Source organism: Staphylococcus simulans (assembly GCF_002902285.1).
Classification (GTDB): domain Bacteria; phylum Bacillota; class Bacilli; order Staphylococcales; family Staphylococcaceae; genus Staphylococcus; species Staphylococcus simulans.
Genome location: NZ_PPRU01000045.1, coordinates 53,476 through 67,768, shown reverse-complemented (window position 1 = coordinate 67,768; position 14,293 = coordinate 53,476). Strand labels below are relative to the sequence as shown.

13 protein-coding genes are annotated in these 14,293 nt (G+C 34.3%); 5 read left to right on the top strand and 8 right to left on the bottom strand.

Going from position 1 to position 14,293, the window contains the following annotated elements:
* Window positions 1-16: 16 nt before the first annotated feature.
* The 4 genes from CD112_RS10565 to CD112_RS10550 all read left to right on the top strand — a co-directional run bounded on the left by CD112_RS10565 (window position 17) and on the right by CD112_RS10550 (window position 2,940).
* On the top strand, window positions 17-388 hold the full coding sequence (locus tag CD112_RS10565; protein ID WP_103364283.1) for a truncated hemoglobin YjbI: 372 nt from the start codon (window positions 17-19) through the stop codon (window positions 386-388).
* Between the two features lie 15 nt (window positions 389-403).
* Window positions 404-1,189 (top strand): protease adaptor protein YjbH, encoded by a 786-nt coding sequence (yjbH, locus tag CD112_RS10560; protein WP_103364282.1) that lies wholly within the window; start codon window positions 404-406, stop codon window positions 1,187-1,189.
* Between the two features lie 237 nt (window positions 1,190-1,426).
* Window positions 1,427-2,593: a C47 family peptidase gene (locus CD112_RS10555; RefSeq protein ID WP_002481955.1), complete on the top strand. Its 1,167-nt coding sequence runs from the start codon at window positions 1,427-1,429 to the stop codon at window positions 2,591-2,593.
* A 17-nt stretch (window positions 2,594-2,610) separates the two neighbouring features.
* A complete protein-coding gene (locus tag CD112_RS10550; protein WP_002481954.1) occupies window positions 2,611-2,940 on the top strand; it encodes a hypothetical protein in 330 nt (109 codons plus the stop codon).
* Between the two features lie 343 nt (window positions 2,941-3,283).
* Here the strand turns inward: CD112_RS10550 and pepF are convergent, their stop codons facing one another.
* The 3 genes from pepF to spxA all read right to left on the bottom strand — a co-directional run bounded on the left by pepF (window position 3,284) and on the right by spxA (window position 6,729).
* Window positions 3,284-5,092 (bottom strand): oligoendopeptidase F, encoded by a 1,809-nt coding sequence (pepF, locus tag CD112_RS10545; RefSeq protein ID WP_103364281.1) that lies wholly within the window; start codon window positions 5,090-5,092, stop codon window positions 3,284-3,286.
* 206 nt (window positions 5,093-5,298) lie between these two features.
* On the bottom strand, window positions 5,299-6,018 hold the full coding sequence (gene mecA, locus CD112_RS10540) for an adaptor protein MecA (protein WP_103364280.1): 720 nt from the start codon (window positions 6,016-6,018) through the stop codon (window positions 5,299-5,301).
* 312 nt (window positions 6,019-6,330) lie between these two features.
* A complete protein-coding gene (spxA, locus tag CD112_RS10535) occupies window positions 6,331-6,729 on the bottom strand; it encodes a transcriptional regulator SpxA (RefSeq protein WP_002481951.1) in 399 nt (132 codons plus the stop codon).
* Window positions 6,730-7,150: 421 nt separating this feature from the next.
* Between spxA and trpS the strand changes: the two genes are divergently transcribed.
* Window positions 7,151-8,146, top strand: coding sequence for a tryptophan--tRNA ligase (trpS, locus tag CD112_RS10530; RefSeq protein ID WP_002481950.1), 996 nt, complete (start codon window positions 7,151-7,153; stop codon window positions 8,144-8,146).
* 103 nt (window positions 8,147-8,249) lie between these two features.
* On the opposite strand, the gene CD112_RS10525 is transcribed toward trpS, so the two are convergent.
* Genes CD112_RS10525 through CD112_RS10505 form a run of 5 tightly spaced genes read right to left on the bottom strand, consistent with a single transcriptional unit; the run spans window position 8,250 to window position 13,921 of the window.
* On the bottom strand, window positions 8,250-9,872 hold the full coding sequence (locus CD112_RS10525) for a peptide ABC transporter substrate-binding protein (RefSeq protein WP_057510800.1): 1,623 nt from the start codon (window positions 9,870-9,872) through the stop codon (window positions 8,250-8,252).
* A 46-nt stretch (window positions 9,873-9,918) separates the two neighbouring features.
* Window positions 9,919-10,857 carry an ABC transporter ATP-binding protein gene (locus CD112_RS10520; protein WP_057510799.1) on the bottom strand — a complete coding sequence of 313 codons (939 nt, stop codon included), beginning with the start codon at window positions 10,855-10,857 and terminating at the stop codon, window positions 9,919-9,921.
* Entirely contained in the window at window positions 10,854-11,936 is a 1,083-nt protein-coding gene (locus tag CD112_RS10515; protein WP_057510798.1) for an ABC transporter ATP-binding protein, read from the bottom strand. Before CD112_RS10515 ends, CD112_RS10520 begins: the two co-directional genes overlap by 4 nt.
* Window positions 11,937-11,954: 18 nt before the next feature.
* Window positions 11,955-12,995 (bottom strand): oligopeptide ABC transporter permease, encoded by a 1,041-nt coding sequence (gene opp3C / locus CD112_RS10510; protein ID WP_103364279.1) that lies wholly within the window; start codon window positions 12,993-12,995, stop codon window positions 11,955-11,957.
* Window positions 12,992-13,921, bottom strand: a complete 930-nt coding sequence (locus tag CD112_RS10505) for an ABC transporter permease (RefSeq protein ID WP_103364278.1) — start codon at window positions 13,919-13,921, stop codon at window positions 12,992-12,994. Before CD112_RS10505 ends, opp3C begins: the two co-directional genes overlap by 4 nt.
* Between the last annotated feature and the right edge of the window lie 372 nt (window positions 13,922-14,293).

The window sequence follows — 14,293 nt, the reverse complement described above, 5'->3', positions numbered from 1 at the left end:
GAAACAGGGTGAGAAAATGGCTTTGACACCTTACGAAGTAATAGGCCAAGAACGCCTATATCACATGACAGATTACTTTTATTCTCTTGTTGAACAAGATGAAAGAATCAACCACCTCTTCCCTGGTGATTTTGCGGAAACCAGTCGAAAACAAAAACAATTTTTAACGCAGTTTCTAGGAGGCCCAGCACTTTATACTGAAGAACATGGCCATCCGATGTTAAAAATGAGACATATGGATTTTCGCATAACAACCTTTGAACGAGATGCTTGGTTAGAAAATATGAATAAAGCGATTCAACATGCAGAGCTGCCTGCGGGTGTTGATGAATACCTATATGAAAGATTGCGATTGACCGCAAATCATATGGTTAATTCTGAAAATTAATTGTAGGTGAATGAGATGTCTGAAGAGTTAAAGTTAATATGTAATCATAGACAAGATGAAATGAACCTTTCACCTGTGAGCAAGATAGAAATTTATTCTTTCTTCGATCCGTTTGATGAAGATTGTTTTAAACTATCCGCAATACTATCTAAATTAAGAGTTGAATATAAACAATATATCCGTATTCGTCATATATTAAACCCATCCTTACGCATACTGACGAAGTGCCAAGCTCAAAGTAGTTCTGAAAACGATAATATCGCATTGGCATATAAAGCTGCTGAACTTCAAGGGCGTGCACGTGCAGAACGTTTTATTCATTTAATGCAAAATGAAATTATACCGAAACGTGATATTATCACTGAAAATATGATTGAAGCGTCTGCGAAGAATGCAGGTTTGGATTATGACGTATTCAAAGAAGATTTAAAGAGTGGAAAGCTCACTGAAAGTCTGAAAGTCGACTTGCATATTGCGAGAGAAATGGAAGTCGATCATGCACCTTCTCTTGTCTTTTTCAATGAAGATGTAACCGAAGAAGGTTTAAAAGTCGAAGGCTTATATCCTTACCACATTTATACTTATATCATTAATGAATTAATGGGCACACCTATAGAAAAGGAATTACTGCCTAAACTTGAAACGTATATTCAAGAACAGCAATTCGTTACACTAGAAGAGTTACTAACAATCTATGAATGGCCGAAAAAATTGCTACAAAAAGAATTGAAAAAACTAGCTTTACAACAAAAAATTGAAAAATTAAGCAGTCCAGAAGGAGAATTCTGGAAAGCTAAATAATAGCTCGAGTGGAACACTTGTCATTGCGACAAGTGTTTTTTTATTTTATTTAAACCCGCACAACCCAATCATATTCAATTGTTTTCATTTAATAAAATTATCAATTATTCTTATCACAAACTAGAAACCGATAGTAATATCAAATACTTAAAAACTACCCTATTTTTTAAATTCTTTTATGTTATATTAAAAATGAGATATTTCACAAATCAATTTTATTGAATGGAGGAATAGCAATTGAATATAGCAAAAACATTTTTCAAAACTGCTTCCATGTTGCTGCTTGCAGCCATCATGGTCATCAGCGGTGCATTGTCATACGTCACACAACAAACAACTACCGCAAATGCTTCATCCGATTCACTTAAAATTAAAGTTGATAACACCGATGTTCCGGGTCAAGCAAAACAAGAAGCGAAACAACACTTCTCAAGTTATGCACAAGCCCTTTCTCAAATTGATCGTTCCGGTAATAACGGAGAATTCAAACTCGGTCACTCCTTTAAAATCTACAAATTCAATGGCCAAGAGGATGGCAACTTCTACTACCCTGTTATGCAAGGCGACACAATTAAGTATATCCTCACTGTAACGCCTAAGAGTGAAAATGACGTACACGCAAATAAAAATAATGCCAACTATAGTGTGCGTATTTCAAAATTCATCTCTGACGAATTAAATCAATATCGCCAAAACAATACCCCTATTACAATATTCACAAATAAAGACGGTTACTACATTGAACATGACAAACGTTTAGATCTAGTCATGCAAACAAAATTACCAGATGATAAAACAAAACCGTCAACACCTGCAGTTCCGAATTTAGAATTAAAACAAACTGTTAATGCGACACAAACAGAAGCTACACACAGCAGTGTTGCGACTAAATATGTCAACTTACTACCTAACTTCCAAATTCGTGAACAACAAGGCAACAATGGTTGGTGTGCAGGTTATACAATGGCTGCATTATTAAACGCTACTAAAAACACAAGCCAATATAGAGCACAAGACGTTATGCATCAAATCCACCCTGGACTATCTGGTCAAGCATTCCAATTCACTGGTTTGACTGCAGATGAAATGATTCAATACGGCCGTGCTCAAGGTAAAAATACATCTTATTATAATGGAATGCCAAGTTTTAATATGGTAGACCAATATACTAAGGACAATAAGGGTATAGCAATACTAGGAAAACAAATTGAAGCGACTCAAGGTATGCATGCTGGACATGCAATGGCAGTTGTAGGTAACGCAGTTACTGCAGATAACCAACAAGTCATTGTATTCTGGAATCCTTGGGATCGTGATTATTCATTACAACCAGCAGACAGTAACGTGATTCCTGTGTCTAATGGTGACCATTACCACTGGTACGGTTCTGTTGTTGGTTTCTAAAAGGACGGATAGCTAATATGGAAACAACTAGTATTAATGTGAAATATCTCAACTCGTTATCTGATTCAGAAGAAACGCTGTTAAATCATTTCCAAGGAGAGTGGCTAAGTCAAGACGATACCCTCTCTTTAGATATACGTATACTTTATTCAATCCCAAGCACTTTAGAAGATGTTTATGAAATTAAATCTATCAGTACAACAGATGACGAAATCGCCTTAACGCCGACATCTGACTCAGATTTTGTCATTTGTTTAAAGAAAAAAGATTTACAACACGTCAGCTATCAAGTGATCAATGCTGATCGTATGGGCAGTTCTCAGCCTTACATTTTAGAAAAAGGTTAATCCTTATCTAAAATACATCTCTCTACACCTATCGCGCAATAAACAAGGCGCCGGCAGTTTCATGGTAACCCCTACCATGGCTGCCGGCGCTTTTCTATATGTATCTATAAAACTTTAAAATTCACTTTATTAAATTTAAGCATAAAAAAAACGCCGTGTCTGAATACACGGCGCTAAACAAAGGGGATGGGAGAAATTTTTCACTTCAAACAAAGGGGTATGTTTGTTATGTGATTAATTTCATGGTCATAATATACCACGTGCCAAACCCTATTTCAAGGCGCTTAACCCATGAAAACGTTTTTGTCACAAACTTGTCATATTATAAACGATTTCACAAACTTTACGCTTTAATTAGTTTTTCAAATTCATCTAATTTTTGTTCAAACATTTTACATGCTTGTTCGATTGGTTCTGGTGTTGTCATATCTACACCTGCATTTTTTAAGATTTCAATCGGATAATTAGAGCTTCCTTTTTTCAAGAATTCATTGATATAACGATCTACTGCAGGTTTACCTTCATTTAAGATTTGATAACTTAAACTTTGTGCTGCACTGTAACCTGTTGCATATTGATAAACATAATAATTCATATAGAAGTGCGGAATACGTGACCATTCTTTACTGATATCTTCATCAGTTTCTACAATATCACCGAAGTATTCACGATTTAATTTCGCATATTCTTCATTCATGCGATTTGCAGTTAGTGGTTCCCCTGCTTCTTCAATTTGGTGAATTTTATGCTCGAACTCTGCGAACATTGTTTGACGGAATAATGTCGCACGGAAACGTTCTAATTCTTGGTTTAATAAGAGCAATCTGCGCTCATCATCTAAAATTTTCTCCATATAATCACTCAACAATGCTTCGTTTGTTGTAGAAGCAACTTCTGCGACGAAGATTGAGTAATCACTATGATTAGATGGTTGGAATTTTCTGCTGAAGTAGCTATGCGTTGAGTGACCAAACTCATGAATCAATGTAAATAAGTCTGAGACTGTATCTGACCAGTTTAATAAGATGAATGGGTTTGTTAAATGTGCACCTGAAGAATAACCGCCTGAGCGTTTACCTTTGTTTTCATACACATCGACCCAACGATTATTTAAACCTTCTTTAACGACATCTAAATATTCATCACCCATTGGTTCTAAAGCTTTTAACATCCATTCCACAGCTTCATCATAAGGCATTTCAAATTTGATATCTTTCACTAATGGTGTGTAGAGGTCATACATTTTCATATCTTCTAAACCTAAAACATCTTTACGTAATTGAGTGTAACGATGTAATAATGGCAGATATTTGTGTACTGTTTTAACTAAGTTATCATAAACTGCTTCAGGAATATGGTTGTTGCTTAAAGCTTTTTCACGAGCAGTTTTATAATTGTGTGTACGCGCATTGAACACATGTTTTTTCACTTCACCTGTTAATGTCGCCGCTAAAGTATTGTTGTAAGCACCATAAGCTTTATATAAGTTTCTGAATGCTGAACGACGAAGTTCACGATCATCAGATTCTAAATATTTAATAAACGTACCTTGAGTTAATGGGTGTTTATTACCATCTTTATCTACCGCATCTTCAAATTCTAAATCTGCGTTACTGAACATACCATATACGTTAGATGGTGTTGATAAAGCATCTTGCGCTTCTGTTAATAATTTTTCTTTATCTGCACTTAAGACATGCGGACGTTCTTCATTGATTAATTTTAAATCAAAGGCATAACGTTCTAAATCTTTATTTTCATCGATGAATTTTTGAATTGTCTCTTCATCAATTTGTAAGATTTCAGGTACTAAGAAACTCCAGCTTGAGCTTAATTTAATCGCAAGTTGATGCGCACGAGCTTCATAGCCAGTATATTTATCGTTGCCTGTATCTTGGTCTTGTTTTAAATGTGCATAGACATAGACCTTTTCAAGTTCAGTTTCAATTTTATCTTCTAAAGCTAACGCTTCATAAAGTGTTTCAGCACTGTCTCCTAGGTGCCCTTTGAATTTTTCTTCCGCACCTAAATAGCCTTCTACTTCTTTAAATGCAGCTTCAAATGCTTCATCGCTTTCAAAGATTGTTGTCAGATCCCAAGTATACTCGGGATATTTTTGTTCTTGTTGCTCTCTTGTTAATTGTTGACTCATAAAAAAAGCCTCCTCTTATGCTAATGTCAATACTTAGATTTTCTCATTATTTCGTTTATTTTGCACGTCATTACCTCTATTAACTTGTATAGAAGAAACAATACAAATTCAAAACAAAACTTCTACGTCTCAACGTTGTCATTCAATTTCCCAGGAAATAGAAAAAACCTGTCCAACAAGGACAGGCTTAATCAATTAAATTTATATTATGCTTCTGTTGTATCGTTAAAGAAACGACGTACTTGTGCAGTTACATTATGGCTCATAATGATTTTACCGTAGTCATTTAAATAAACTTCAGAATGATCACTTGGCGTTGCAAATTCTAACAATTGACTGTAGAAGTCATTGATTGTTTCTTCTACTACGCTGTCATCAAAATGAATTGCATAATAATATTCGTTATTCAACATATATAATAAATCTTCAAAGTCATCAGTTGGTTGATTATGGTGATGTGCATAATCAATGACAGATTCTAAATCTTCAAATTTAACAATAACTAAACGACCATTTGTACGACGTGGTTGTTGGAAACGCTCTCTTGCTTGAGAGCGATTTGAACGTGATTGCTGTTTTTGTTCAGCTTCTTCATGTTCTTCTTCGAAAGTCTGTTCAAGCAATTCGTTTAATTGACGATCGAATTCACTGTTCATACTATCATCATTTAAGTTCATCATTTCTTCGTTTTTAGATTTAGAAATAGTGACTTCCACACCTTTTTCAAAAGCATGTACTTGAATCCATAATGGACCTTCAACTACAAAGTCTTCTTCTTCATTGATTTCTTCCATCATTGACCAGAAGAATTCTTCACCACGTTGACGGTTTGTCCATAAGTCTTCTCTTTTGAACCCTCTTGCTTCAATGTCACCATACGTTATGAAAAGTTTAACAGTTGTATCATCTACGCGCTCTATTCTCATATCATCTCACTCCTTACAGTCGATGAATAGCAATATCTAGACTTTAGACAAACTTTTCTAGAGTCTAGGCAGCGTCTACTTTGTCGACAACCTAGAATAGTACCCATATTGTATAAAAACGGTGTGCAAATTACAATTTATTTGTTTATAAAGGCATAACTGCTCTACCGTTGGCCTATTATAATAACATATTCCCTGAAAACACTCTATAAAAACTACTTATATCAGTAGTTGATCTTTTTTATTACATGCAAAAAGCCACAGTACTTTTGCACTGCAGCCCCTCACATTCATTTAATTGGATTTTAAATCCTATAAGTCTACCATACGTTGCGCTTCTTGTAGTTGGAACGTACGCACTTTTCTTGGTAAGAAACGACGAATTTCATCTTCGTTATAACCAACTTGTAAACGTTTTTCATCTAAGATAATCGGACGGCGTAATAAGCCTGGGTTATCTTGAATAATTGTATATAATTCTTGTAGTGGTAATGAATCAATGTCCACGTTTAGTTTTTGATATGTTTTAGAACGAGTTGAAATAATTTCGTCTGTTCCGTCTTCTGTCATTTTTAAGATTTGTTTAATTTCATCAATTGTTAAGTGTTCTGAAAAAATGTTACGCTCCGTATACGGAATGTCATGTTCTTGTAACCATGCTTTCGCTTTACGGCAAGATGTGCAGCTTGGTGATGTGAATAGTGTTACCATACATCTCACTCTCCTATTTATCATGAATTAAATTCATTGATTTTGTTGATTTAGTTAAGGAATTTATCTAAAATCAAAACGCAGTACTCATCTATGTCCAAATAACTCGTGTTACTTTCAACTTAAACTTTGTCTACACGTTAAAATTTCCTTCTCTTAACTCTATGATTAAAGTATACCCTTTCAACATTAAAATTAAATGAGAAAAAAGGGATTATTTATAGAAAATTTAAAACATACCGAATTCTTGAGATCGAATAGCTAAAATGACGATAGCTTTTCAATATTTTGAATATAAAATGCCACACGGGTATGAGGTTAAAAATTTAGCTACATCTATATTTTAACACACATTACAAATATTTAAAATACTGCTATAATGAAACCATTACTATATTACGTAAGAAAGTGGGCATCTTAAATGGAAACTCTATTTTCAGGAATTCAACCAAGTGGAATTCCAACATTAGGCAACTACATCGGTGCACTTAAACAATTCAGTGAAGTCCAAGATGATTATAATTGTTTCTTCTGCATCGTAGATCAACATGCGATTACAGTACCGCAGGACAGACTGAAATTGCGTGAGCGCATCCGTCAATTAGCCGCAATTTACTTAGCATCAGGAATCGACCCAGAAAAATCAACATTATTTATTCAATCAGAGGTTCCTGCACACGTTCAAGCAGGATGGATGCTGACAACTATTTCTTCTGTAGGCGAATTAGAACGTATGACACAATTCAAAGATAAATCATCTAAACAAACAGAAGGTATCCCTGCTGGTCTTTTAACTTATCCGCCACTTATGGCAGCTGATATCGTACTTTACAATACGAATATCGTACCTGTCGGCGAAGACCAAAAACAACATCTTGAATTAACAAGAAATCTTGTAGACCGCTTCAACAGCCGCTACAACGATGTCTTAGTAAAACCAGAAGTACGTATGCCGAAAATCGGTGGTCGTGTCATGAGTCTGCAAGACCCTACTAAAAAAATGAGTAAAAGTGATGATAATACGAAAAACTACATCTCTTTATTAGATAATCCAAATACAGCAGCTAAAAAAATCAAAAGTGCTGTAACTGACTCAGATGGTATCATTAAATATGACAAAGATAATAAACCAGGTATCAGCAATCTTCTTTCTATTTATTCAAGCCTAACTGACGAATCATTCTCAGACCTTGAAAAACGTTATGAAGGTAAAGGCTATGGTGACTTTAAAGGCGATTTAGCAGAAGTCGTTAAAAACTTCTTAACAGAATTCCAAGAACGCTATAACGATTACTACCATTCAGATAAACTAGATGAAATCTTAGATCTTGGTCGAGACAAAGCTATTAAAGCTTCTTCACGTACATTACAAAAAATGGAAAATGCGATGGGCTTAGGCCGTAAACGCAAAAGATAAATAGTGACTTATTGAACAAGTGCTCTTGTGAGTGCTTGTTTTTTTATTCATAAGAAAAGCACCATTACTAAAAAAGCAACAGTGCTTAATCTTATTTATTCAATTATTTCAATTCTACTTTATCTAAGCTGTAATCAGGACCTACTTGATGATTTTCTAATCCTTTTACATTAGTTCTTAAAAGTTGAGCTAGACCACGTTGATACAATGGTACAACGTTACCACTTTCTAATACTTTATCTTCTGCTTGTTGTAAAGTTTTTAAACGTTCAGCAGGATTTTTAAGTGCTGCATCAGAGTTAGCTTTTTCTAATAAACCATCATATTCATCACTAGCATAACCAGTTTGGTTGTGCGGACTGTCTTTTTTGAATAAATCTAAGAATGTAGTTGGATCTGGATAGTCAGGAGCCCAACCAGCATATGAAATGTCATAGTTTTTCTCAGATTCTACTTTTAATTTTTGTTTGAATGGTAATTGTTTGATTTTTAAAGTCACACCAGGTAAGTTTTTCTCGATTTGTGCTTTCATAAATTCTGTTTCAGTAATCGCATTATCTTTGTCGTATGTTAAGAATTCAATTTCAAATTTATCTTTACCTAATTCTTTTTTAGCTTTTTCATAGTAAGCTTTTGCTTCTTTAGCATCATAGCTTAAAGATGATTTAACGCCATCAGTGTAATCACGACCATCTTCTTTAACGATACCTTTTGCTGTTAATTTATCAGTCGCTGCAGAACCATTGTCTAATAATTTTTTAACGAATGTTTCTCTGTCGATTGATTTCGCAATAGCTTTTCTTAAGTTTTCATTTGCTAAGTCTTTATTCTTAGTTTCATTGACTCTTAAGAAGAAGACAGCTGATTCAGGTGTTGTTTTATAGTTTTTGTTGCCGTTATATTTTTTGATGTTTTCAGGTGTTAAACTTCTTACATAATCTAAATCTTTAGATTCAAACATATTCACTGCTGTTTGTGCTTCTTTAACAACTTTATAGTGAACTTTTTCTAATTTGATTTTGTCTTTGTTGTAGTATTTATCATTTTTAACTAAGTCCCAAGAGTCTTCATTTTTCCAATTTTCCAATTTGAATGGACCGTTGAAGATAACATCTTTGTCAGTTGTACCATAATTTTTCTCATGGTCTTTGACGAATTTTTCATTTTGAGGTAAAAAACTACCGAATGCTAATAAAGCTTTCATATATGGTAAGTCTTTAACCAATTCAATTTTCAATGTGTGTTTGTCTACTGCTTGAACACCAAGTTCTTCTACTTTTTTCTTACCTTCAGTAATTTCTTTGGCATTTTTAATGTTTTCGAACATGTAAGCATATTCAGCAGCTGTGTCTTTGTTTACAGTTCTACGCCATGAATATACGAAGTCATCAGCTGTAACAGGATCACCATTAGACCATTTTGCATCGTCACGAAGTTTAATTGTCCATGTTTTACCATCATCTGATTTTTTAGGTTCGCCTTTCGCAAGTGCAGGGATAATTTCATCTCCTTTACCTACTTTATAAAGGCCTTCATAAATTTGTTCGAATTGTGTGAATGCAACAGCGTCAGTCGCTTTTGATGGATCTAATGTCGGGATATCTGCTGATTCCGCGATTTTCAATGTCTTTTCGTCTTTACCTGCGTTGCCTCCGCCACTAGAACATGCTGTCAATACTAAAAGCGACGACAGAATACCAGTAGCTATCTTAGCTTTCTTATTCATGTTGTTTCCTTCTTTCTGATGTAATTTATATTAATGAATTAATATACTAGAGTTGTTGTGCTAATGCTTTCGCTTTTTCTTCAGTACAATAAACAAAATGTTTATCTTTCACTTCATATAATTTCAACGCTTCAGAGCGTTTAAAGCCAATGTTGCTGTCATCTTCAGGATGATACTCAATTATTTGTCTTTGGCGTTCAATATTCGGATTTGAAATCGGAATAGCTGATAATAAAGATTTTGTGTATGGGTGAAGCGGATTTTTGTAAATTTCTTCCACATCTCCAAGTTCAACAATTTTACCTTTATACATCACGCCAATACGATCCGAAATGTATTTGACCATAGATAGATCATGAGCAATAAATAGTATTGTTAATCCCATGCTTTCTTGAAGCTCTTGAAGCAAGTTAACCACCTGAGCTTGAATAGAAACGTCTAATGCTGAAATAGGTTCATCAGCAATAATAAGCTTAGGATTCACTGCTAAGGCACGTGCAATACCGATACGTTGACGTTGCCCACCTGAAAATTCATGCGGATAACGATAAGCACTTTCTTTATTAAGACCTACTAATTCAAGCAGTTCAAACACACGTTGTTTTCTTTCTTCTTTTGATTGATGTAACTTTTGTACATCTAACCCTTCCGAGATAATATCGATAATTTTAAATCTAGGATTCAAAGAAGCATATGGATCTTGGAAAATCATTTGGACATTCTGTGTGAATTCCAGTTTTTCTTTTCGTGATTTTATTTTTTGAGAATCCTTACCTTCAAAGATAATTTCACCATCTGTTGCTTGATACAAATGCATAATCGTTCTACCTAGTGTTGATTTCCCACAACCTGATTCACCAACAAGTCCGAATGTTTCTCCTTTAAAAACCGTTAAGCTGACATCATCAACCGCTCTCACTTCATTCGGTTTACCGATATTAAAATACTTTTTGACATGTTTCACTTCTAAAATTGGCTCTGTCATGCTTTGCTTTCCTCCTCTACTTGAAGAAGTAAAGGTTTTTCAAAAGTCTCTTCTTCAAACTCTTCATTCAACACTTTAACTGCATCAGGCACTTCAAATGCTGGTGTTGCTTCATGATATAACCATGATTTAGCATAATGTGTTTTACTGAATTGATATGTTGGCGGTGCTTGTTCAAAATCAATGTCCATCGCATAGTCGCTTCGTCTTGCGAATGCATCACCCACAGGTGGAAACATTAAGTCAGGCGGTGAACCTGGAATTGAGGCTAATTTAACAGACTTATCAGTTTCTAAATGCGGCATTGAACCTAATAGCCCCCATGTATACGGATGTTTTGGATCATAGAATATTTCATTCACTGTGCCATATTCTACAATTTCACCTGCATACATTACCGCTACTTTATCCGCAACATTCGCAACAACACCTAAATCATGAGTAATAAAGATGATGGAAGTTTTATATTCTTGTTGTAATGCTTTAAATAGTTCTAATATTTTTGCTTGAACTGATACATCTAGAGCGGTTGTCGGTTCATCCGCAATAATGATTTTAGGATCTAATATTAATGCCATTGCAATAACAATACGTTGACGTTGCCCACCTGAAAATTGATGCGGATAATAATTAAATCGTTTCTCCGCATTAGGTACACCCACGCTTTCAAGTACTTTGATAGCTTCTTGTTTGGCTTCGTTATGCCCTATCCCTTTGTGAACTTTTAATAATTCGGTGATTTGCTTTCCAATTTTCATTGTTGGGTTCAATGCTGTCATTGGATCTTGGAAAATCATTGAGATTTCTTTACCTCTAATTGATTGCAGTTCTTTATTCGTTAAATCAACAAGATTTTTATTTTCAAAAATAACACTGCCTTCTTTGATTTTAGCTATTCTTGGTGGCAATAATTTTGTAATAGCTTTTGTTAATACAGATTTACCTGAACCTGATTCACCTACAATTGCTAATGTTTCCCCTTCTTCTAAATCCAAGCTTACATTACGAACGGCTTGAACAACGCCATTGTCTAAATGAAAATCTATATATAAATTCTTGATTTCTAATATCTTATTCATATGTTACACTCCTGATGTTTATTCTGATTTAGGATCAAATGCATCTCGAATTCCGTCACTAAACAAATAGAAACAAAGTATTAATAGACTTAAAACAATCGCCGGAATAAACAATTGATACGGGAATGTTAATAAGAACTTTCTACCAGTATTCACAAGAGAACCTAAAGAAGCTTGTGGTGCTGGGATACCAAGTCCGATAAAGCTTAAAAATGCTTCGAAGAAAATTGCACTTGGTACTGTGAACATAGAGGTTACAATGATTGCTCCAGTTGCATTCGGTAAAATATGTTTGAAAATAATTTTTAAATTTGAAACGCCTAAAGAGCGTGCAGCTAATACAAACTCTTCATTTTTTAATTTCATAAATTGACCACGTGTAATACGACTCATCCCAATCCAACCTGTCACACTCATGGCTAAAATGATAGTCCATATCGATGGTTCAAAAATAAGCACAAATAAAATCAATACAATCAAGTTAGGAATCGAGCTTAATATCTCAATTAAACGTTGTAAGAATAAATCTGTTTTACCGCCAAGATAACCTGATATCGCCCCATAGGTCACTCCGATTGTGACATCCATAAAAGCGGCTACTAAACCGATAAAGATTGAAATTTGTGTACCCTTCCATGTTCTCGTCCAAATATCGCGACCTAAATTATCTGTACCGAACCAATGGTATTTTTCAACATGTTGTTCTGCATATAAATCACGACCGCTCGCATCCTTACCATCGAATGGTAAAAATGACACTTTATCTAAACCTTGAATTTTAGGTGGTAAATTGGCACTGTTTGTATCTTGTTCATAATACGTATATGAACTAACAAGTGGCCCTATTAGTGCAAATAATACGAGTATGATTAATCCGATCATGCCGTAAAAAGCTGCTTTATTTTTACGAATTTGCAACCAGACATGCTTAGCTGTCGAATGATATTCTCTTTCATTTTTCTCAATATCGTTCACATCAATCGTTCTGAATCTGAACTTTGATAAATCAACACGCTTTAGTTCATTTGATGACTTAGACTCTGATGATAATTGCGTCATGATTCTTTACCTCCTTGTGTTCTGATTCGTGGATCGATAATGCCATAAAGAATATCTACAACAAAAATTGAAACGACAAATAAGAAACTGAATAATAATGTCAATGCCATAATAACTGGATAATCATTAGTTTGAATTGATCTTACAAATTGATCACCAATACCTGGTATGGCAAAAATTGTTTCAATTGTAAGCGTTCCTGTTAAAACGCTGGCTAACATTGGAATTGCAACCGTTACAAGTGGAATTAAAGTATTACGTAACGCGTGCACAAATAAAATTCTTGGTTCTGATAATCCTTTAGCTCTTGCTAATAAAATATAATCAGAACTCAACACTTCAATCATTTCTGATCTGATATACCTTGCAATAACTGCTATCAATCCTAGTCCTAACGAAGCAGTTGGTAATACAGCAGACTCTAATGATGTCCATCCACTAACTGGGAAAATTGCTAATTTCACTGCCAAGAAATATTGCAGCAATACAGCAAGTACAAAAGCAGGAACCGAAATGGCAAATACTGTAATAACAGTAGATGTATAATCAATCCATGTATTCTTTTTAAATGCCGAAATCAATCCGAATAAGATACCGAATATTACAGCAACAATCATGGCATACAATCCAATTTCCATTGAAGGCCCTAAACGGAGTTGTATAAGAGACCAAACCTCTTTATTATCGTATTGAAAAGATACTCCGAAATCTCCTTTGATTACTTTTCCTAAATAATGTACATATTGAACAGGCAAACTATCGTTCAAACCATATTTTTCATTAATAATCGCTTTCTGCGCAGCACTCAGCTTTTCATCGTTAAATGGAGATCCTGGCATCAGTTTCATTAAGAAAAATGTGATAGACATAATTAAAAAAAGCGTGATGGCCATAAAGCCTATTCTTTGTAGTATATACTTAATCATGTTGTTCACTCTCTCGCTTGTATTTTCTGAATCTTTTGATAAGCGTATTATACCCACTTTCTTGGTTTAGTGCAATAAAGATTTTTATTTCATTAGTAATAAAAATACACTATAATAATTGCATATCATATCGAAGAGGTGGCTTGGCTTTGCAACCAAAAATCTATAAAATTTCAATCTCAATTATTTTAATTGCATATAGTTTGATTAGCTTGTTTGTCTATTTTAATGAATCACTTAATTCTCTTTTATTCGTATGTTCATTTTTAATATTTGCTTTACTTGTTATAAAACCATTGATTTTTAACGGTTCCTTACATCTTTTAAACTACGTTTTTAGTCGATTTAATTCAAAAATCAGTAAAAAGAAAC

What these genes read in the sequence shown, in the direction of transcription:
- trpS (WP_002481950.1), top strand. Translation starts at nt 7,151, where the DNA reads ATGGAAACTCTATTTTCAGGAATTCAACCAAGTGGAATTCCAACATTA.
- CD112_RS10505 (WP_103364278.1), bottom strand. Translation starts at nt 13,921, where the DNA reads ATGATTAAGTATATACTACAAAGAATAGGCTTTATGGCCATCACGCTT.
- CD112_RS10525 (WP_057510800.1), bottom strand. Translation starts at nt 9,872, where the DNA reads ATGAATAAGAAAGCTAAGATAGCTACTGGTATTCTGTCGTCGCTTTTA.
- pepF (WP_103364281.1), bottom strand. Translation starts at nt 5,092, where the DNA reads ATGAGTCAACAATTAACAAGAGAGCAACAAGAACAAAAATATCCCGAG.
- spxA (WP_002481951.1), bottom strand. Translation starts at nt 6,729, where the DNA reads ATGGTAACACTATTCACATCACCAAGCTGCACATCTTGCCGTAAAGCG.
- opp3C (WP_103364279.1), bottom strand. Translation starts at nt 12,995, where the DNA reads ATGACGCAATTATCATCAGAGTCTAAGTCATCAAATGAACTAAAGCGT.
- CD112_RS10550 (WP_002481954.1), top strand. Translation starts at nt 2,611, where the DNA reads ATGGAAACAACTAGTATTAATGTGAAATATCTCAACTCGTTATCTGAT.
- CD112_RS10515 (WP_057510798.1), bottom strand. Translation starts at nt 11,936, where the DNA reads ATGAATAAGATATTAGAAATCAAGAATTTATATATAGATTTTCATTTA.
- mecA (WP_103364280.1), bottom strand. Translation starts at nt 6,018, where the DNA reads ATGAGAATAGAGCGCGTAGATGATACAACTGTTAAACTTTTCATAACG.
- yjbH (WP_103364282.1), top strand. Translation starts at nt 404, where the DNA reads ATGTCTGAAGAGTTAAAGTTAATATGTAATCATAGACAAGATGAAATG.
- CD112_RS10520 (WP_057510799.1), bottom strand. Translation starts at nt 10,857, where the DNA reads ATGACAGAGCCAATTTTAGAAGTGAAACATGTCAAAAAGTATTTTAAT.
- CD112_RS10565 (WP_103364283.1), top strand. Translation starts at nt 17, where the DNA reads ATGGCTTTGACACCTTACGAAGTAATAGGCCAAGAACGCCTATATCAC.